Below are 18,171 nucleotides of genomic sequence, written 5' to 3' on the forward strand. Positions count from 1 at the left end.
AGTGATCATCGCTTCGGCTCCGCTCAGCGACCGATCACTCAACTCCTCAACCTCTCAACTCCTCAACTTCATGCAGCCCGATTACCACGCCATCATCCGCTACGCCTGGACCGCCTACGACCCCTCGCGCCAAATTGAATCCACCACCGACATCAGTGCCAGGGTCTCTACCAACCATGTTTACAAGGTCACGTTTACAGACAAAAGTTTTGTAATCGCCAAGTTGTCTTACTTTGGGCGTTACGAGCATTTTGTGGAAGACCATCGCATCATCAACGTATTGGCCAATAACCTGCCAGCACCTTTTGAAAACCTGCTGGCGCGTTCCCTCATCAAGGGCACCAGCCTCTTTGTACACCGCTACATCCACGATGACATTGATGTATGGGTGGTGTTTTACCGGGCGGTGCGCATCAAAACCCGCCTACCCCGCCGCCTCGAAGAAGAGCACATCACCAAACTTGGCCGGGAGTTTGCGCAATTCCACAAAACCTGCCACAGCATCCGCAATACCTTGCCCAATTCTTCCAAAACTTTACATACCGATATAGATCATTTAATGGAGGCATTGGGGCGAAAAAATAGCCACCTAGGGGCACATGTCGACAAAGAAGAACTCAAGCGGCAATGTGATCTTTTTTACGAAAACGAAGACAAGTTGCGCCTACACCGCCTGGATCGTATCCCGGTTTTTGTAGACTGGAACATTGGCAATTTTTCGGTAAGTTCCACTTTTCGATTATTTTCGCGCTGGGATTACGACTGGTTCCGCATCAGCAATCGTATGTTGGACTTTTATTTTTTCAGTCGGGTCGCCTCTGATGTAGGCGATCGTACCGTTTTTTCTTACAACATTGGGCCACTGATGGAAGAGCGTTTTTTGCTGTTCCTGAAGTCATACCACGCCCATTATCCCCTGACCGAAACCGAAATCCGCAGTTTGAAAGAGGTCTACCGCTTCTTTTTGTTGCATTACGTCGTCGATTATGGCACGTATTTTTTTGCCCAAAACTATTCAATCAAATTGCATAAGGAGGCTTTCGATGTGCATTTTCCCTCTATTGAAAAAGGCTTCGATGCCGACAAGTTACTCAAGGCTTTAAAATTGTAGGTGGTATGGAACAAAAGGATTCGTTTTTGGACGTGGTTTCTGGCTTCAAGGCCGTTTTTTTGGATTCCTATGGGGTATTGAAAAATTACCAGGGACTCATCGAAGGGGTGCAGGAAACCCTGGATTTTATTCAGGCGCGGGGTATTGAATTTCGCATTCTCACCAATGATGCTTCCCGCAGCCAGGATCAACAGGCTGAATCCTTTTTGCGCTTGGGTTTAAAAGGTATTCCTGCGGAAAAGATTGTTACCTCAGGCATGATGGCCAAACAATACCTGCAACTCAAAATCAAAGGGGGAAAAGTAGCTTACCTGGGCACTGCCAACGCCGCCCACTACATCATGCAGGCCAACCTGGAGAGTGTCGCCATCGCCGACCTGGACAAACACGACCTCGAAGACATCAAAGCCATGGTCTTTCTGGACGATGAGGGCTTCGACTGGAACTTCGACATCAATCGAACGGTCAACCTCATCCGCAAAAAAAACATGCCCATCATTGTGGCCAATTCGGATAACCTGTACCCGGTTTCCCACAACAACGTGTCGATCGCTACGGGTGGCATCGCCAAATTGGTGGAAAGCATCATCAACAAAAAATTCATCCACTTCGGCAAGCCCGACACCCAGATGTTCAACTTCGCTTTTGAAGACATCAATCGCTACAGCGAGTACAACAAGGAGGAAATCCTCATGGTCGGCGATACCTTGCATACGGATATTCTGGGGGGAAATAAATTCGGCATCAAAACCGCATTGGTACTCAGCGGCAATACCAGCCCCAGTGAGATGGAAATGAACATCCGCTCTACGGGGATCATTCCGGATTACATTTGTGAGTCGATTGTAGGATAAAACGCATCACCCGTTCAGGCTAAGGAACGAGAACAAATAGCGAATTTCATTGTTCCTATCTCCGTTTCAAACAAGCATGGTTTGCTATACATTCAAGACCTAAGGCAACACAACTATGATCCTTTCACTACCCGACATTGAAAAACTTCCCCGGATTCCTCGTTTGACCTTGATCAATGCCATCACTGGCTTCAAAAGTGGCAATCTGGTGGGAAGTGTTGGCGCCGATGGTGTACCCAATCTGGCCATTTTTTCCTCTGCCGTCCACATTGGTTCGGCGCCACCTTTGATTGGTATCGTAACCCGCCCAGTAGACGGCGATTTAAAAACAACCCGGCATACCTATCAAAACATCCAGCATTCCCGGTTTTTCACCCTCAATCACGTGCAGGAGAACATCGTCCAGGCGGCACACCAAACTTCGGCCAGTTATCCCGATGGGGTTTCTGAATTTGCTGCGGTTGGCCTAACGCCCGAATGGCACGAAGGCATCCCCGCACCTTACGTGGCGGAGTCAAGCATCAAAATGGGACTTGAGTATGTGGAAGAATACCACATCAAGGCTAACAATACCATCTTAATCATTGGCAAGGTGTTGGAGTTGATTTTGCCGGACAATTGTTTGGATGAAAAAGGCAACCTAGACCTACACGGAGCAGGCACGGTGGCAGTAAGTGGTTTGGATAGTTACCATCGGGCAGAGCTGATTGAGCGTTTACCGTATGCGCGGGTTTAATCACTTTTAAAAATAAATACCCAGTTTCAGCGAAGCTTCGGGGTTAAACAGGGGCAAGGTGAACAACTGCTGGTCTACGGGAACATCTTGGTCCCCAGCAATTCGCATGCTCAAACCTGCCCAAGGTGAGAGGTAAAACTGCTTGCCCAATTTCAGGTTGTAACCCAAGCTCCCATTCAGGAGAAAGTTGTTAAAATGGGCCGTTTGGATGCGAGCATCGCTTTGGATGCGGCTCCGCCAATAAACAGGTCCCGCGCCAATCCACCAACCACGCCAGCCGGGTTTCAAAAAAACGTCAATTACCGCAGCGTAGGCTGAGATGTGGTGCTTGGTGAAACCTTCAGGCGTGCTCCAGTCCGGTTTGTTGACATTGGCGGTCAATATTCGGCAACGCCAGCGGTCTTGGCCAACCCAGCCAGCAATAAAATAGCCACCCGTAAGGTAAGGGAGCGCGTCCAGTTCAAACCCGACATTGAATGTGTTTTCTTCGACTTTTTGACCCCTACAAAGGCCAACACAAGCCAGCAACAACAAGTACAGTGTGACATTTTTCATGCTGTAAAAAAACGACAACCCAAGGTTTGATGCACTGACATTTAGACTAAAGAAACCCTGTTTTTTGTCAGTCTATTTTTTCCCTGAAATCCCCTTAAAACCCGGCAACTTAAAAAAATCAACCGTTTTTGTACTCGCAAAGCCCGGTTCAGCCAGCCAGTTTTCAATTTCGGTTTGACTCCAAAGTCCGGTTGTGCTACTCAACAAGAAAAACAGATCGCCTAGGGCACCTAGCATGTCACCATTTTTTTTGATGGTCTCCTGCCGCACAAATTCCAGGATGGTAAAGGTCCCACCGGGCTTGAGGGCAGCATGGGCTTTTTGGGCAATCAACTGGTTTTCTTCAGCGGTAAAATGATGTGCTACATTGGCCATGAGGATGTAATCGTACTGTGCTACGCCGATGTCATCAGTCAAAATATTGCCTGGCCGGTAGCTGATCCGCTCACCCATACCGTATTTGGCCAGAATCGGGCGAGCCTTTTCTACAGCTGCAGGTAAATCGAGAATGGTAGATTGTAGTTTCGGTGCTTTTTTACACATGCCAACGCTGTACAAACCATGAGAACCTCCAATATCCAACATTTTGGTGGCCTGTGCAGCGATGGGCAATTTTTTGATGGCCTCTTTTGCAACACCATTTGAGGCAGACTCCATGGCATTTTGATACAAATACCATTCTTCACTGTTAAAAGTATCGTGGTATTGCAAACCCTTGCCCGTGCGCAAAAATTCCGGGAAGTAGTTCATCCAATCCATACATACCCGATTGTCGAACAACATCATCCAGAATACGCTATCTGGGCTGTCTTTGAGTAAATATTTTTTAGCCTCTGAAGTCAGGCTAAATTGACCATTTCGCTGATCAATTTGGCCCATCGAAGCCAATACACCAAGTGTGCCTTTGAGGGCTTTTTCATTCAATCCACCACAAGTCTGGGCAATTTCAGCAAGTGTTTTTTGGTCATTGCCAATGGTTTCGAAAATCCCTACATCTACAGCCTCCAATAAAAATTTACTCATCATGAACCCAAAATGGGAATACAACAAGGGCATGGGCAGCAGCTTGGCCTGGATGGCAATCCATTCGAGTGGGTTTTGGGCGATGGCTCCAATTTGCATAGTGATTGGGAATTTTATGGGTAAGGAAGTTTGAAATGCAAGATTTACGAAAAGAAGAGCCAGCTGAGTGTTGATTTAGCATTTGGCTAAAAAATAAACAGGCCAGCTGAGGATTCAGCTGGCCTGCCATTTATTCAATGATAAAAAAATTACGCCTTTTTCAACACCATCACACCTTCAGGTCCACTGCGATCGGTGCAAGCATCACTTACTTTGGTCATGGTCATGGTGTCGCCTTCCACTTTGATGGTATACACTCCCACTCCGGTGCAATCGGCACCTTCTAAGTCTTGAATGGTCATTTTTGACCCATCCATTGTATACTTTCCTTTGGTTGCAGTAGTGGGGTCGTCTCCAACATTGATGGTGTAGGTTCCCTGATCCGAGATCTCTACTTTCAGGTCAACCATATTGCCATTTCCATCGGGAACTGGCAATTTCCAGGAGCCTACTGGGCTTTGTGCCATCAGGCTTAAGGGAGAAAGCAGCAGGGCAAGAATCAAAAAACGCAAGAATGGATTCATAGGTGTGTTTTTGAGTTATATAAAGCAGATGATAAAAGAGAAGTTGCAGTATCGCAGCAACTAACCAAGCTTAAAAATACGTGAAAAATTATTCAAAGTCAAGGGGTTAGACAATTGGCAGCATATAGTTTAACTGCTTCTTGTTAAACCCTATCCAGGGTGGAACAAATCCGATGATTTTGTAGTGGTCAATAGTCATCGTAAGGATTTCCAGACATTCTGGCTTTTCGGCAAGTTCCTGGTTTTCGGCAAGGGTCTGTTGAATAGGAATCAATTCGAGCATGGTGATGGTGTTTAATTCGTTCCAAAATAGCCAAAAAGCGTGTAATTTTATGCGCTTGCTTTACCCAAAGCATCGATTTCCGGTAAACATCCATTGCCAACCTAATCAACCTTATTGAACACATGAAAAACAATGCGCTTTTTTCCCTCTTCACCCTGCTCTTGCTACCATCTTTTGCCTTTGCCATCGGCAGCTACGTTGCAGGAGATAAATTAACGGTACACGCCGCTAGTGGGCTAATCCTGCGCGAAACTGCCGCACCAACCGGTAAAAAAATCCTAACTGTAGAGTATGGTTCACTGGTAACCGTGCAAGCCGAAGGCCTCAAAAAAACGCCGCATTCGGTAACGGTTTTCACGGGATTCACCATCAAGGGATTTTGGGTGAAAGTGAAAACTGCCGATGGCAAAACAGGTTTTGTATTCGATGGTTACCTTTCAAAATACAAAACACCCGGCAGCCTGCCCAATGGCGACGATCCCAATGCCGACGATGCGGATGCAGGCACCATCCAGGAGCGCTACCTACAAATGCACTCTCCGCGTAAAGGAGCTAAGGTAAATCTGCCCAAAGGCGAAACCCGTTATGACCGCTACAAAGTGGCCTATACCAACGGCGCGGAGGTAGAAGCCGACATGGGTGAAGGTGGCTCTGCTTACACCATCAAGTTCAATAAAGAGATGACCATCGAAGAGGCTTACCTGATTGGCAAGGCGATGTGGATGGAGGATGCTGAAAACATCAAATCAACAATTAGTAAAGGTGTGATCTCCCTGTTGAGTGGGGATGAATTGTGGGCGATGGAAGTATCGGTCAAAGCGGGTATTGTGCATTTGTTGATGCAGCACGCGGATTGATTTTCAGTGAAATGATGGTGCACTTCTTTTCAAAGTTTAAAATTGAAAAGAAGTGCACTTTATTGTTTACAATATTACCACTCCAATCTCCAGCTACACATCCCATCCACCTTGCTCAACTGCACAAAGCCATTCTTCTGTAAAACAGACATGGAGGCAAAATTGTCCTCCGCCGTCTCGGCATAGATACATTTGACCTCCGGCTGGGTTTGTGCCCATTTGACCATTCCGCCTACCGCTTCGGTCATGTATCCGTGGCCCTGATGCTGTTCATAAGTTCCGAAACCTATTTCGATTTGGCCATTCTGATCAGGCTCCCCGACAAAACACAAATCAGCCACCATTTGATTTTTCGCCAGGTCAATAATCGTCCAAAGGGTGGAGTACAAATAATTGTGGCCGGACCGGGCTACATTGGGCAGGATGGTTTGTTCCAGGGCTTCCTTAAGCTCAGGGGAAATGTTTCGCGTGCTATCATTCAATTGAAGTTCTCTTTCGAGCGACTGGTCATTTTGGATGTATTTCAGCAGTTGGTCGTAGCTGAGCGGCTGAATGCGGAGTCGATAGGTTTCAATCATGGAAGTTAGGGTTTTAAGGGACTGAGGGTTCAAATTTACATCAACTTTTTAGCCAAACGTTTAAAAAATGGATTCACCATCAAATAAGCGCCCGCGTCCAGTAATCCTGGTGCAAAAAGAAAACTGCGTAGCAAAATGGTACTGACGCGTAACTCCTTTCCAATAATTTTGAACAATTGCTTTTCGTAACTTTTTACAAAATCGGCGCTAAAGTCCTGCGCTTTAAAAGCCGCCACAATCGTTTCCGCAGCCACTTTCCCACTCACGATGGCATTGCTGATGCCTTCTCCAGAGGCAGGATCGATCAGCGAGGCGGCGTCGCCAATCAACAGGAAATGATCGCCAGACATGGGAACGCGTCGCGAACCCAAAGCCAGGCCAAAACCCTCCAGTTTACCCACTTGAGTGCTTTCGTCAAAACGACCCTTGAGTTCAGCAGAGGCCTGAATGAAGGCGTAAAAGGAATCTTTTAAATTGACTTTTTGCCCGGCAATGCTGCGCGTCAACATCCCAAAACCCACATTGGCAGTATCTTCCGATAAGGGGAAAACCCAAAAATAACCAGGCATAAATTCAGGCAAAACAAACACTTCGGTGCGGTTCAGGTGCAAACCCTTGACTCCACTAAAATAAGCACGTACGGCGCCAGCGTGGTGATTTTGCTCCAGCCGGGTGTCGGTCAGTTTTTTGCTCACAATGGATTGAGTGCCATCGCTTCCTACTAGGAATTGGGTGTTGAAATAGCGTTGCTGACTGGAATTACCGACCATGTATCTTCCTGGAAGGGTATTGTCTTGAACAATGTCATCTATTTGAAACCCCTCTAAAATCTGCACATTCGGTGCATATTGGCGGACTCCTTGTAGCAGCGCCTGGTCAAAATCGGCCCTCCGACAACAATAGGCTTCGTTGACCCAATGGATGTCGATGGGCTTCTGGCGGTTGATGTTCAGGCGGGTATGTTTGATCTCGGTCTTATAGGAAAATGTGCGAAACTGCTCCACCAACTCCGGGCAACAGCGAAACAAGGTCTTGATGGAGCGCCCAGTGATGGCATCGCCGCAGGTTTTGGAGCGGGGGAAAGTGGCTTTGTCAATTAAGAGTACCTTCAAGTCGGAGTGGCGCAGTTGTAAAGCACAAGTGGCACCTGCCGGGCCAGCGCCGATGATGATGACGTCGTAGTGGGGTGGAGTGGCTTGGTCTTTGGTCATTGACTTGAATTGCTCGCTAAAATAGCGCTCAATTTCGGTTCTCCCCATTTTGGATTAACTATTTGTTAGGAAATTTTGCAATATTTTCCAAGACTTCCCGGATGGTGGGCATGAATATTTGTGCCCAGTATTTATTCATTCACTAAGGTATTTGGAATGCAGGAGCCCTGCGCCCAAGTGCCTCCATCTTTAATCCGACAAACATGAAAACCATTTTTCTGCCCACTCTTTTTTGCCTGCTGGCTGCTATTACTTTTGCCCAAAGTACTCCTGATCCAAAATTGCTGGGTGTAGTTGGCGTCAATGCCTTGCAACAAGTGCCTTATTCCAATTGGTACAATCCTGGCCATCAAAATTACACGCCCAACCCGGCTATTGAAGCCCAACTTAAACAACAAAACACAACTTCCATAAGCATCAAAATCGTTTTTGGGAGCTGGTGCGGGGACAGCAAAAGGGAGTTGCCACGCATGATGAAGATTTTAAATCAACTCAATTTTCCTGCCCAAAAAATCACCCTCATCGGTGTGGACAACGCCGACAGCACCTACAAACAAAGTCCGGGCCGGGAAGACCTGGGACTACAGGTTTTCAGGGTTCCGACCTTTATCGTTTACGAAAACGGCGTAGAACTCAACCGAATCAATGAATCGCCCGTGGAAAGTCTGGAGCGGGATCTACTGAAAATCCTGCGCAAGGAATCCTACACCCCCAATTACCAAAGCTATACCTACCTCAACAAATGGCTTAAAGAAGGATTGTTGGCTGATGAAAACATCAATTACTTGGGTTTGGCCAATCAAGTCCGGCACAAAATTTCGGGGGAAAGTGAGCTCAATGCGGCGGCTTATTATTGGTTGAACAGTGGCCACCCAAAAGCTGCCCTTACGGTTTTCCGGATCAATGCAGCTTTACATCCCAATTCTGCCAATGTTTTCGACAGTTTGGGCGACGGCTATTTAAAAAATGGCAACAAGGAACGCGCTTTGGCTTTTTTTGAACAGGCCCTTAAATTGGACCCCAGCGTGGAAGAAACCCGCAACAAGTACAAAAAATTGTTAATGATTCAATAAGGAAGTTAAACGCCTGTTAATCGCTGGTTTCGCTACCTCATACACCAACTGGATGTACTAGATTAGCTCAAAATCAGTGTTTATGGAGCAACGTTTATCCACGGTACAAATTCGGCAAAGTCGCTTGTTTGTAGGCGAGCCAATCAAACAAGCGACTTTTTATCACCCGAATGCAAAACTATTAGCATCTGAGCGAAGCATTGTAAACGAAGAAGCTCACGACATTTTTGAACAAATCAAAGTTTACCTCGACGAGCATTTAAAAGATAAAATCTGCCTGGATGAGTTGTGCAAACGCTTCAAGTACGACAAGTTCAAGCTCCTGCGTCAATTTAAACAATACACCGGCCTATCACCCATCAATTACTTGATCGCCCTGCGCATCGAAACTGCCAAAAAACTGATGCTGACCGATTTATCTCTGGTGCAAATCGCCCTGGAAAGTGGCTTTTATGACCAAAGCCATTTCAGCAATTGTTTCTTGAAATTTGTAGGTTTGACACCAAAGGGATATCGAATGAGTTGTCTGAAATAAGTACCATCGCATATTTTTTCCCAACGGCTTTGGAAAAAAATAAAATCCATATATCTTTGTAGAGTGATTAGTCAATCTAGTTTTTGATGGATAAGGTAAAAGAAATATTAGCGGCAGCGCTCAAGCTTTTTGTTGAATACGGATTTCATGGTACACCGACCAGTAAAATTGCTCAAGAGGCCGGGGTAGCCAATGGCACCTTGTTCCATTATTTCAAGACCAAAGAAGACCTGATCATTGCCCTCTACATCGATACCAAGACCCGCTTGGCACAGCATTTAATCGAAAATGTGTTGCCGGAAACTACAATTAAAGCCAAGCTCAAAAATCGCTATTTACAAGTGATGTTTTGGGCGGTGGAGCATAGTACGGAATTCAGGTTTATCCAACAGTTTCATACTTCGCCTTTTCTTTCACGTTTGTCCGCGGAAGAAATGTACCGACAGATGAAACCAGACCTCGACCTGATTGAAGAAGGGATTGCTGCTAAAATCATCCAGCCAAGGCCTACGGATTTTATCTTCAGTCTGTTTTTCAATCATATTTACGGCTTGCATCAATATTTGGTCAACGCTAAACTCTCTACTGTTGATCAAAAAATCCTGATCGAAGACACCTTTGAGATGCTGTGGGGGATGATCACGTAAGTTTTTTTGCCTTTAAATAGAGTGATCAGTCACTCCATATCATTAACCTATTCCTAATTCACCCATTAAACGATCAACCATGTCTACAAAACTCTTGGCCAGTGCCCTTTTAATCACCAGCCTTTGGGTATTGGGCTCCCACTCCCTCATCGCTGAACAGCAAGCCGTACCGAGGGTAGTTCCAGTTGGGGACAAGGAAAAGTCGCTAGCTGCCTTCCAAAGCATCCTCAAAGTGCTAAAAAGTCCACGGTGTATGAATTGCCACCCTTCTGGAGATGTTCCAAGTCAGGGCGACGATCAGCACCTCCACCGCATGGGTGTCAGCCGGGGGAAAGCCGACCACGGCGGTCTGGTCCAAAAATGTGAAACCTGCCATCACCAAGAGAACAACCTTTATGCCAACGTTCCCGGGGCACCGCATTGGGGCCTGGCTCCTCGCTCGATGGGTTGGCAGGGTTTAAGTGATCTTCAACTGGGCAAAGCCCTGGTGGATAAAAATAAAAACGGAGGCCGCAGCCCACAAGACCTGGTCAAACACATGGGCCAAGACTCCCTGGTGCTGTGGGCCTGGAATCCTGGGCCTGGTCGGACCCCTCCACCCGTTGCCCTCCCTGAATTTCGGGCAGCTCTAAACGAGTGGTTGAACAATGGCGCACACGTTCCTCAATAATTCAAAATTCATACTACTGGTCATGAAAATAGATTTTAGCATCAATAAAAAACCCGTCAGCGTAGATGTTGACCCCGAAATGCCCTTGCTTTGGGTCGTTCGTGATGAATTGCAGCTCAAAGCCACCAAATTTGGCTGTGGCAGAGCCATGTGTGGTGCCTGTACCCTGCATGTCGATGGCGAGGTGTACCGTTCTTGTGCGCTGCCCGTGCAGTATGCCGCAGGTAAGGAGGTGACCACGCTGGAGGGTTTGTCTACCGAGACTCAGATTCACCCCATCCAGCAGGCCTGGATCGAAGAAGAGGTCCCCCAATGCGGGTATTGCCAACCGGGTTTTATGATGGCGGCAGCCAAACTCATCCAGGAGATTCCCAATCCCAGCGACGAAGACATCAAAAGCAACATCAGCAACATTTGCCGCTGCGGCACCCATCCCCGCATCATCAAAGCCATCAAAAGAGCGGCGGCCATTCAACAAGCATCCAAAATCTGACACCATGAGCGCTAAAGCCAATTCAAATAAAAAACCCTTTTCCCGGCGTAAATTCCTGCGCCGCACTGCCGTTGTGCTCGGTGGTTCCATTGTAGCAGGTTACCTGGGCTGCTCGCCTACCCGACGTTATTTGGCCCAAACGGTGGAAGGCATGGACTTTCCAGCCGTCATCTCTTCCATGAAGCCCGATTTTTGGTTTCAAGTACTCAGTGACAATTCCATTTTGTTCAAATCGCCCAAAATAGAAATGGGCCAAAACGTGATTACGGGTCTGGCAATGCTGGCTGCCGAGGAGCTGGAAATCCCCCTGGAACGCATCAAAGTAGAACATGCCAGCACCGGCAGTGGCATCATTGATAGCCTGGGCACGGGTGGGAGCAATTCTACGCTGTCCTTGTACATTCCAGTGCGGGAGGTAGCCGCTACCATGCGCGAAATGCTCAAAACTGCCGCTGCTGAGCAATGGGGGGTAGCCCTGAGCAGCGTCACGGCAAAAGACGGAGTGTTGAGTAGTGGGGACAAAACCATGACCTACGCTGAAATTGCAGCAAGCACCACGGAATGGAAAACGCCCAAGACCCCGAAATTAAAGCCTGCATCTGCGTTCAAATACGTCGGCAAAACCGTTAAAAGGATTGACTTGCAGGAAAAAGTCATGGGCACGGCTTTGTACACCATCGACCATGAACGCAATGGCCTCCTCCACGCCATCACTCTGGAATGCCCTTATTTGAATGGCAAAATCAAAAGCATCGACACGAGCGAAGCGGCCAAAATGCCCGACGTAGTGAAAGTGATCCAGGAGGAGGATCTGGTTGCCGTGGTTGCGACCAATCGGTATGCCGCCGAAATGGCGGTGCGCAAGATCAAAGTCGAATGGGACATACCCAAAGCCTGGCAACAAAAAGAAATCATCGAACTGGTCACAGTTGGCAAAGGCAAACGGGTCAACGTCCAGGACAAAGGCAGTGCCCGATCCATCCTTTCCAATAGCAAAGCCAAGGTTTTTGAACAGGCCTACCGCACCCCTATGGCGGCGCATGCCCAAATGGAAACTTACGGCACACTTGCTCATGTTGAAAATAACGAGGCAAGTATCGTTATCGGCACCCAAGCCCCAGGTATGATTCAAGGACAACTCGCTAGCGCATTGGGGATAAAGAAGGACAAGGTGGATGTGCAGGCGCCTTACCTTGGTGGTGGTTTTGGTCGAAAAATGGGCCGCAACAACGCCGCCCAAGCCGCCAGGATCAGCAAAATTGTGGGTGCCCCCATCAAACTGATCCCTACCCGTGAGCAAGAGTTTCAAAATTCAGTGTACCGACCCAATACCCACCACGTGCTGAAAGCAGTATTTAATGAGCAAGGAGGACTTGAGGCCATCTCTCACGACCAAGCCACACCCGACATGGTCATGAAAGACCTGGGCGGCAATTTTGCCCTTTCTATGGTTGGTGCAGACTGGCTTTCAGCAGGCCACGGTGCAAGCATTTTATACCCCGTCAAAAACCGCTCAACTTCCATTTGGAATGTGGAAGTCCCCTACCCTTCCGGCATTTGGCGCTCGGTGGGTATTTTTGCCAACACCTTTGCCATCGAGTCGTTCATGAACGAGTTGGCCTACCACACCAAACAGGACCCAATCGAAATGCGGCTAAAACTGCTCAAAGGAGGCGATGAAATCAACCAACGCATGAGCAAGGTGCTGGAAGTGCTGAAAGACAAAGCCGATTGGGCCGCTGAGCGCAAACCCGGGGTTGGCCGCAGCGTCGCCATTTGTAACGACCGCAAAACCATCGCTGCCGCTGCCATCGAGGTTTCAATTGTGGATGGTGCCATCAAAGTGTTAAAAGTGACCGAAGTGGTAGATTGTGGCATCGCCATCAATCCCGGCGGGATTCACCAACAGGTGGAAGGCGCAATCATGATGGGCATCAGCGCAGCTTTGTACGAAGAAATCACCATCGCCGATGGCAAAATCTCGGCAAGCAATTACCACGAGTATCCCCTGGCAACCTTGAATGACGTGCCTGAAATTCAGGTGGTGATCCTGGAAAATGCACCCGAGCCTTTTGGTATTGGCGAACCACCCCTGGGCCCGGTTGCACCAGCCATTGCCGGGGCTTTGCTGGATTTGAGGGGAAAGGCGTTGCGGTCTTTGCCGTTTAGGTTGAATGAGGGGTAATTTGAATCAAAGGTAGGTTCCAGCACTGTAGAGACGCACGGCCGTGCGTCTCTACACGACATTTCCACGGAATAAAAGGTATAGTATAAATTGGTGGAAGCTGTTTAAAACCGAATCAATGCTGCCCTAGCCCCGGTTTGAGTACATCACCCAATTGAGCCTGCGCTCGCTTCAACCTTGGAATGGACTCATACTGCACATAGGAGCTTCCAGGATTGTGCTGCACATAGTCCTGGTGGTAGTCTTCAGCTACCCAAAATTTGGTAAATGCAGTAACCTCTACAGAAATGGGGCGCTTGTATTTTTTTGAGGCGTTGAGCGTTGCGATATAATCTTCCACCATGGCTTTTTCTACCGGGTTTTTGTAAAAAATAATGGAGCGGTATTGTGATCCCATGTCTGGACCCTGGCCATTCACCTGGGTCAAGTCTCCCGAGGCAAAATACACCCTGAGCAAAGTTTTGTAATCGATCACGGTAGTGTCGTAATACACTTCAACCGCTTCTGCATGGCCGGTTAAGCCCGTATTGGATTGTTCATAGGTCGGATTTTTAGTGGTGCCACCTGCATAGCCGGAAATGACTTCGGCTACCCCATTGATGCTTTCGAATACCGCTTCTTCACACCAAAAACAGCCCGCTGCAAAAACGGCTGTATGGTATTTGGCCAATTCAGCCGGGGGGATTTTGGCAGCTGCGCGTGCCGCTGGCGAAGTAGATGTTGTGTACCCTTTTTGCTGTCCGCATGAGCCTAGACTCAGGAGGATTGTGAAGGGGAGCAAAATATGGATCGTTTTCATTGATTGTTGGTTTGAGTGAAAGTTAGTGGCTGAGTCAATCAGCGGTTTAAGGGTAACAGGGCACAGGTTGAAATGGTTGAAGGGCGGGTGATTTATGCGGCATGAAGGGGCATGTACGTCTGCCATTGCGTTGGGTCGACAATTTAAAACCTTACAATTTCCCATCATTTTCCCGCTGCGGTGCTAAGGTTTTTTATCTTGTCTGACAAAACTTGCTGCTATCAGTTCCTTCAATCGCAAAAGTATGAATAAGGCCTATTTGCTCTGTTGTCTGACGTTCATTCTAGGGGTTTCCCCGAACATTTTTGGTCAAAACATCGACAAGAACACCCGTCAACAGCCCATTCTTCAGCCAGATCTGGCCATCCAATCATCCCAGCAGGAATTGGTTGATGCTTTCAATTGGGCCAAAGAAAAGGCCCGGTTTTATGTACAAACCGGAAAAACCGGCCCCCTCGATGCTTGGGAAAGGGGTGCAGGATCAGGGGATGTCCAGTATCTGCCGACCTATTGGGCGGGTTACCCCAAAAGGTCGGCGTTTTATTCCCGCGATTTTTGTCACCAACTCATCGGTGCCCATTTGCTGGGGCTACAGGAGGAGAATTTTACGATGCTGAAAGCTTTTGCAGCTTCAGCTGATGCGGGCAAAAAATGGTTTCCATTGTGGGCCATCAACTTTAATGGCGCGCCATTCCTGCTGGATTACCGCGGCAATGACAACTTTGTACGGGAGGTGCCCGCAACGTTTGAACTGGTCGAAAAAGCGTATGAATTGTATTTGTGGACTGGCGACGAGCGCTACCTGAAAGATGAAGTGATTTGGCAGTACTGTTCCAAAGCGGTGACCGAATTTATTGCGCTGCACGACCAACAATTGCCCAATGGCATTGCCGAGGGTACTGGCAAGGGCATTTTTCAGGGTGCTGCCTCCTACAACGAAGCCCAGGATGCTCCCTTGATCGAATCGGGCGATGGAATCGCTTGTCAATTCAAAGCTTTTGAGGCCTATGCTCAAATGGCGGCCCTGCGGGGTGAAGCCAAATTGGCCAAACAATTTGCAAAAAAAGCCGCAGACCTGAAGGTTTTTTTCAACCAAAACTGGGGCACCAACAACACCAATACCTACAATCGCGGCTACACCGCAGATGGGAAAGCAGTGGATGGCTGGGGCAAAGAGAACTCCTGGTTCATGCCCATGAAGGGCTTAACCGAGGGCAATGTAGCGCGCACCCAATTGTACCTCGATTTCATCAACCAACGCCTGGAATCCAAAGACGATATTCCCGACAACATCGAAGCCATCAGCTACATTCCCGAAACTTTTTTCCTGCACCAACAGAATGAAACCGCCTGGAAATGGATGAAGCACATCATCACCCGCCTAAACCAGCAACACAGCTACCAATCGGCAACGGGCCGAAATGGAGATTATCCCGAGGTTTCGTACGTCCTGATTCGCAACACGGTAGTCGACTTGTTGGGGCTCACACCACAGGCCAGTGCGCATGCACTGAGCACCCTGTCGCACTTGCCCGCAGAAATCGGCTACCTTAGCCTGGAAAACATCCGCATCGGCCAGTCGCTGGTAGCCCTCAAACAGGAAGCGTCCCACACCTCTACCCTTCGCTTGCAAGCAGGAGATGCCCCGCTAAACTGGCAAGCTGGCTTCCCGGGGATACACCAACAGGTGTGGGTAAATGGGGTGAAAAAGGCGTGTCGACAAGGCAAAGACCAGTCGGGACGGGTTTATTCGTATTGTAGGTTGAGGGTGAAGCCGGGAGCGGTGGTACGGGTGACGCTGGGGGGGTGAACATCTGGCATCCAAAGAATTGTTCGGCAATTGCGTTCATTAAAAAATATCAAGGTGCCATTGTATCTTGAAGAAAATTTGGGAAAAATGCCCGATTCAAATCCACCTTTTCCACACATTCTTGAGCATTCAAGCAACACGCTGATCATTGCTCTCTCCCCTACTGAGATCGGCAAAGTTATGCTGCCAAACCATTTGCAGTTCGTAGATGCCAATACTGGCGAGCCTGTGGATTTTTTAAACGAGCAACCCACTTTTGAGGACGAGGTCGCTGCGTTAATCTATGCCAATTCCATCAACGATTTGATGCCCAAATTCATCCGAAAAGACCGTTGGCAGACTACAGAAGGAAAAGAGCACGATATGTTGGTAATGGAACGTTTGTATCCCTTGCCCATCCACCACTTTGACCACGCCATAAGAAATGAAATGATGCAGCAGTTTGAAGCAAAACTCAAAGAACTGCACGAAAATCACTTTGTCCACGGTGATTTAATGCGTCCAACTAATTTCTACACCCGAGGTGACCAGGAGTGGATGTTCAAAAATATCGTACAGACGGAAGAAGGACTCAGATTGATCGACGCCGGTTTTGGGAAAATACTTACCAGAGCCAACATTGAATTGTTTGTTCACACCCAGTTTCGTGAGCAAGCTGAAGTTGGGTATTTTAAGGAGTATTATCTTGGGTAGTTTAGGTGAGTGGTTCAGACAAAAAGTGGTGATATACATTGCACTATGCTACGCTCACGACCAGCGGCGTTAGCCGCCAAACGTCTGTAGCATTTAGGCCATACGGGGCATTTAAGGTGCTTTAGCACCGGAACTTTGCTGCTGTTTCGGTGCTAAAGCACCTCAGAATTCACCTTCGTTCGCTTGGATCTATCGACGTTTGGCGGCTAATGCCGCTGGTCGGTTCATTTGGGCAGTAACAATTATACTAAGTCCGTGGCTTTGGCTGAATAAGGCCTTTTAATTCCTTGATCTCTGATCTTAATTCGGCCAGTTCTGCTTGAATGGCTTCCAGTTGAGTCATTATTTTATTTCCATGCTCCGTTTCTCCGAAGATTTGTTGGGGATCGATGCCGTATTCTTGCACTAGAAGGTCGGTGATTCTTCTGAACGTCCTTGCATTCCCACCGCTAAGTGCCAAACTAACCACTCCCTGAGCCAGTCCCAACTGCGTGGACAAGTCTTTTTGATTGATAGCTAGCGTTTTTAATAGCCCTTTCACGCGCAGGTAAATCATTTGATCAGGGTCTATATTTTTCGGCATTGCTTGGAAATTTTATCTAACCATTGGAATTTTAATTCAATCATCCTATCTTTGCATCAGCATAGGAACTGATCGACAAATTAAGCACTTTATTAACTCATTACCACATCCTTTTTGAGATAGGTCAAAATTTGGACTATGAATACTGTGGCAAAAAAATACCAAAGTAAGGGCAACACTCCTGCCCCGAAGCAAAACCCTCGTAGGGGAAATTTATGGTACATTATGATCATTTCCTTAGTAGGATTTGGGATATTCATGGCTATTCCAAAGACTTGGGAAGAGGCGGTTACTCTGCAAGAGGATGGGACTTATCGTTTGTCTGAAAAATGGGAGAGGGCAATTTTGCGAAAGCAAGAAAAGACGGAAAGACACCGCTTATACATGTTGGTGGCCAGTACCAATGGTTATTTTCAGTGTGCTCATTCTCCGTCCGGAAAATTCTACCTTAACGCAGGCGAAGTATATCGATATGGTACAACTGGAGATACCTTCGCCGCCCGAGGCTATAGTCAAAAGTGGTTAGCGAGGAATAATCTCACGCTGATTTTCATTATGGAAGGAGACTTGGCAACTGTAATGGCTGCACAAACCACATTAATTGGCAATTATGCTTTACTGCCCGAAAATCTACGACGCCCTTTGCCGAGTGAGGCAAGTGCCAAACCATATTGGTACAGGTTGGTTTTACCCCCTGGCAACAAAAGCCTTGATTAAGAGCCTGTAAAAATTTAAGATTTTACAGATGTGAGGAATGAGAAAAAAGGAATCAGCGGTAATTTGGTTGGAGAAAATTTGCAAATATGTACCCAACCAACATCACTGATTCCCAATGGGAAGTTATAAGTTCTT

21 protein-coding genes are annotated in these 18,171 nt (G+C 47.6%); 13 read left to right on the plus strand and 8 right to left on the minus strand.

The features are described 5' to 3' along the window. Window position 1: 1 nt before the first annotated feature. From ACEW9O_RS20455 to ACEW9O_RS20465, 3 genes are all read left to right on the plus strand, one after another. A complete protein-coding gene (locus tag ACEW9O_RS20455) occupies window positions 2-1,111 on the plus strand; it encodes a hypothetical protein (RefSeq protein WP_373552059.1) in 1,110 nt (369 codons plus the stop codon). 5 nt (window positions 1,112-1,116) lie between these two features. Then, window positions 1,117-1,965, plus strand: a complete 849-nt coding sequence (locus ACEW9O_RS20460) for an HAD-IIA family hydrolase (protein ID WP_373552060.1) — start codon at window positions 1,117-1,119, stop codon at window positions 1,963-1,965. Between the two features lie 115 nt (window positions 1,966-2,080). Next, window positions 2,081-2,701: a flavin reductase family protein gene (locus tag ACEW9O_RS20465; RefSeq protein WP_373552061.1), complete on the plus strand. Its 621-nt coding sequence runs from the start codon at window positions 2,081-2,083 to the stop codon at window positions 2,699-2,701. 6 nt (window positions 2,702-2,707) lie between these two features. On the opposite strand, the gene ACEW9O_RS20470 is transcribed toward ACEW9O_RS20465, so the two are convergent. The 4 genes from ACEW9O_RS20470 to ACEW9O_RS20485 form a co-directional block, all read right to left on the minus strand. Beyond that, window positions 2,708-3,256, minus strand: coding sequence for a hypothetical protein (locus ACEW9O_RS20470; protein WP_373552062.1), 549 nt, complete (start codon window positions 3,254-3,256; stop codon window positions 2,708-2,710). 72 nt (window positions 3,257-3,328) lie between these two features. Continuing rightward, window positions 3,329-4,378, minus strand: coding sequence for a methyltransferase (locus ACEW9O_RS20475; protein WP_373552063.1), 1,050 nt, complete (start codon window positions 4,376-4,378; stop codon window positions 3,329-3,331). Window positions 4,379-4,527: 149 nt separating this feature from the next. Beyond that, entirely contained in the window at window positions 4,528-4,902 is a 375-nt protein-coding gene (locus tag ACEW9O_RS20480; RefSeq protein WP_373552064.1) for a hypothetical protein, read from the minus strand. 106 nt (window positions 4,903-5,008) lie between these two features. Further along, window positions 5,009-5,185, minus strand: a complete 177-nt coding sequence (locus ACEW9O_RS20485; RefSeq protein ID WP_373552065.1) for a hypothetical protein — start codon at window positions 5,183-5,185, stop codon at window positions 5,009-5,011. Between the two features lie 122 nt (window positions 5,186-5,307). Here ACEW9O_RS20485 and ACEW9O_RS20490 point away from each other — a divergent pair, with 122 nt between their 5' ends. After that, a complete protein-coding gene (locus ACEW9O_RS20490) occupies window positions 5,308-6,042 on the plus strand; it encodes an SH3 domain-containing protein (RefSeq protein ID WP_373552066.1) in 735 nt (244 codons plus the stop codon). A gap of 74 nt (window positions 6,043-6,116) precedes the next feature. Here the strand turns inward: ACEW9O_RS20490 and ACEW9O_RS20495 are convergent, their stop codons facing one another. Next, entirely contained in the window at window positions 6,117-6,620 is a 504-nt protein-coding gene (locus ACEW9O_RS20495) for a GNAT family N-acetyltransferase (protein WP_373552067.1), read from the minus strand. A 35-nt stretch (window positions 6,621-6,655) separates the two neighbouring features. Continuing rightward, a complete protein-coding gene (locus tag ACEW9O_RS20500; protein ID WP_373552068.1) occupies window positions 6,656-7,879 on the minus strand; it encodes a geranylgeranyl reductase family protein in 1,224 nt (407 codons plus the stop codon). A gap of 155 nt (window positions 7,880-8,034) precedes the next feature. Between ACEW9O_RS20500 and ACEW9O_RS20505 the strand changes: the two genes are divergently transcribed. From ACEW9O_RS20505 to ACEW9O_RS20530, 6 genes are all read left to right on the plus strand, one after another. Further along, a complete protein-coding gene (locus ACEW9O_RS20505) occupies window positions 8,035-8,904 on the plus strand; it encodes a tetratricopeptide repeat protein (RefSeq protein ID WP_373552069.1) in 870 nt (289 codons plus the stop codon). 82 nt (window positions 8,905-8,986) lie between these two features. Next, window positions 8,987-9,439, plus strand: a complete 453-nt coding sequence (locus tag ACEW9O_RS20510; protein WP_373552070.1) for a helix-turn-helix domain-containing protein — start codon at window positions 8,987-8,989, stop codon at window positions 9,437-9,439. An 86-nt stretch (window positions 9,440-9,525) separates the two neighbouring features. Next, on the plus strand, window positions 9,526-10,086 hold the full coding sequence (locus ACEW9O_RS20515) for a TetR/AcrR family transcriptional regulator (RefSeq protein WP_373552071.1): 561 nt from the start codon (window positions 9,526-9,528) through the stop codon (window positions 10,084-10,086). Between the two features lie 79 nt (window positions 10,087-10,165). Then, window positions 10,166-10,756, plus strand: coding sequence for a hypothetical protein (locus tag ACEW9O_RS20520; RefSeq protein WP_373552072.1), 591 nt, complete (start codon window positions 10,166-10,168; stop codon window positions 10,754-10,756). Between the two features lie 22 nt (window positions 10,757-10,778). Then, window positions 10,779-11,249 carry a (2Fe-2S)-binding protein gene (locus ACEW9O_RS20525; protein ID WP_373552073.1) on the plus strand — a complete coding sequence of 157 codons (471 nt, stop codon included), beginning with the start codon at window positions 10,779-10,781 and terminating at the stop codon, window positions 11,247-11,249. A gap of 4 nt (window positions 11,250-11,253) precedes the next feature. After that, a complete protein-coding gene (locus tag ACEW9O_RS20530; protein ID WP_373552074.1) occupies window positions 11,254-13,434 on the plus strand; it encodes a molybdopterin cofactor-binding domain-containing protein in 2,181 nt (726 codons plus the stop codon). Between the two features lie 115 nt (window positions 13,435-13,549). Here ACEW9O_RS20530 and msrA read toward each other — a convergent pair whose 3' ends face one another. Beyond that, window positions 13,550-14,233 carry a peptide-methionine (S)-S-oxide reductase MsrA gene (gene msrA, locus ACEW9O_RS20535; protein ID WP_373552075.1) on the minus strand — a complete coding sequence of 228 codons (684 nt, stop codon included), beginning with the start codon at window positions 14,231-14,233 and terminating at the stop codon, window positions 13,550-13,552. 244 nt (window positions 14,234-14,477) lie between these two features. On the opposite strand from msrA, the gene ACEW9O_RS20540 reads away from it, so the two are divergent. Together ACEW9O_RS20540 and ACEW9O_RS20545 are read left to right on the plus strand one after the other, a co-directional pair. Beyond that, complete coding sequence (locus ACEW9O_RS20540) at window positions 14,478-16,043, plus strand: hypothetical protein (protein WP_373552076.1); 1,566 nt, start codon at window positions 14,478-14,480, stop codon at window positions 16,041-16,043. 87 nt (window positions 16,044-16,130) lie between these two features. Beyond that, the gene (locus ACEW9O_RS20545) at window positions 16,131-16,736 is read left to right on the plus strand and encodes a hypothetical protein (protein ID WP_373552077.1); all 606 of its coding nucleotides are present in this window, start codon (window positions 16,131-16,133) and stop codon (window positions 16,734-16,736) included. 247 nt (window positions 16,737-16,983) lie between these two features. Here the strand turns inward: ACEW9O_RS20545 and ACEW9O_RS20550 are convergent, their stop codons facing one another. Then, a complete protein-coding gene (locus ACEW9O_RS20550) occupies window positions 16,984-17,319 on the minus strand; it encodes a hypothetical protein (protein WP_373552078.1) in 336 nt (111 codons plus the stop codon). 138 nt (window positions 17,320-17,457) lie between these two features. Here ACEW9O_RS20550 and ACEW9O_RS20555 point away from each other — a divergent pair, with 138 nt between their 5' ends. Beyond that, a complete protein-coding gene (locus ACEW9O_RS20555) occupies window positions 17,458-18,036 on the plus strand; it encodes a hypothetical protein (protein ID WP_373552079.1) in 579 nt (192 codons plus the stop codon). Window positions 18,037-18,171: the final 135 nt, after the last annotated feature.

Origin of the sequence: Haliscomenobacter sp. (assembly GCF_041740695.1) — a bacterium.
GTDB lineage: Bacteria > Bacteroidota > Bacteroidia > Chitinophagales > Saprospiraceae > Haliscomenobacter.

What these genes read in the sequence shown, in the direction of transcription:
- ACEW9O_RS20505 (WP_373552069.1), top strand. Translation starts at nt 8,035, where the DNA reads ATGAAAACCATTTTTCTGCCCACTCTTTTTTGCCTGCTGGCTGCTATT.
- ACEW9O_RS20500 (WP_373552068.1), bottom strand. Translation starts at nt 7,879, where the DNA reads ATGGGGAGAACCGAAATTGAGCGCTATTTTAGCGAGCAATTCAAGTCA.
- msrA (WP_373552075.1), bottom strand. Translation starts at nt 14,233, where the DNA reads ATGAAAACGATCCATATTTTGCTCCCCTTCACAATCCTCCTGAGTCTA.
- ACEW9O_RS20485 (WP_373552065.1), bottom strand. Translation starts at nt 5,185, where the DNA reads ATGCTCGAATTGATTCCTATTCAACAGACCCTTGCCGAAAACCAGGAA.
- ACEW9O_RS20480 (WP_373552064.1), bottom strand. Translation starts at nt 4,902, where the DNA reads ATGAATCCATTCTTGCGTTTTTTGATTCTTGCCCTGCTGCTTTCTCCC.
- ACEW9O_RS20545 (WP_373552077.1), top strand. Translation starts at nt 16,131, where the DNA reads ATGCCCGATTCAAATCCACCTTTTCCACACATTCTTGAGCATTCAAGC.
- ACEW9O_RS20470 (WP_373552062.1), bottom strand. Translation starts at nt 3,256, where the DNA reads ATGAAAAATGTCACACTGTACTTGTTGTTGCTGGCTTGTGTTGGCCTT.
- ACEW9O_RS20490 (WP_373552066.1), top strand. Translation starts at nt 5,308, where the DNA reads ATGAAAAACAATGCGCTTTTTTCCCTCTTCACCCTGCTCTTGCTACCA.
- ACEW9O_RS20475 (WP_373552063.1), bottom strand. Translation starts at nt 4,378, where the DNA reads ATGCAAATTGGAGCCATCGCCCAAAACCCACTCGAATGGATTGCCATC.
- ACEW9O_RS20510 (WP_373552070.1), top strand. Translation starts at nt 8,987, where the DNA reads ATGGAGCAACGTTTATCCACGGTACAAATTCGGCAAAGTCGCTTGTTT.
- ACEW9O_RS20515 (WP_373552071.1), top strand. Translation starts at nt 9,526, where the DNA reads ATGGATAAGGTAAAAGAAATATTAGCGGCAGCGCTCAAGCTTTTTGTT.
- ACEW9O_RS20530 (WP_373552074.1), top strand. Translation starts at nt 11,254, where the DNA reads ATGAGCGCTAAAGCCAATTCAAATAAAAAACCCTTTTCCCGGCGTAAA.
- ACEW9O_RS20555 (WP_373552079.1), top strand. Translation starts at nt 17,458, where the DNA reads ATGAATACTGTGGCAAAAAAATACCAAAGTAAGGGCAACACTCCTGCC.
- ACEW9O_RS20495 (WP_373552067.1), bottom strand. Translation starts at nt 6,620, where the DNA reads ATGATTGAAACCTATCGACTCCGCATTCAGCCGCTCAGCTACGACCAA.
- ACEW9O_RS20465 (WP_373552061.1), top strand. Translation starts at nt 2,081, where the DNA reads ATGATCCTTTCACTACCCGACATTGAAAAACTTCCCCGGATTCCTCGT.
- ACEW9O_RS20520 (WP_373552072.1), top strand. Translation starts at nt 10,166, where the DNA reads ATGTCTACAAAACTCTTGGCCAGTGCCCTTTTAATCACCAGCCTTTGG.
- ACEW9O_RS20540 (WP_373552076.1), top strand. Translation starts at nt 14,478, where the DNA reads ATGAATAAGGCCTATTTGCTCTGTTGTCTGACGTTCATTCTAGGGGTT.
- ACEW9O_RS20550 (WP_373552078.1), bottom strand. Translation starts at nt 17,319, where the DNA reads ATGCCGAAAAATATAGACCCTGATCAAATGATTTACCTGCGCGTGAAA.
- ACEW9O_RS20460 (WP_373552060.1), top strand. Translation starts at nt 1,117, where the DNA reads ATGGAACAAAAGGATTCGTTTTTGGACGTGGTTTCTGGCTTCAAGGCC.
- ACEW9O_RS20525 (WP_373552073.1), top strand. Translation starts at nt 10,779, where the DNA reads ATGAAAATAGATTTTAGCATCAATAAAAAACCCGTCAGCGTAGATGTT.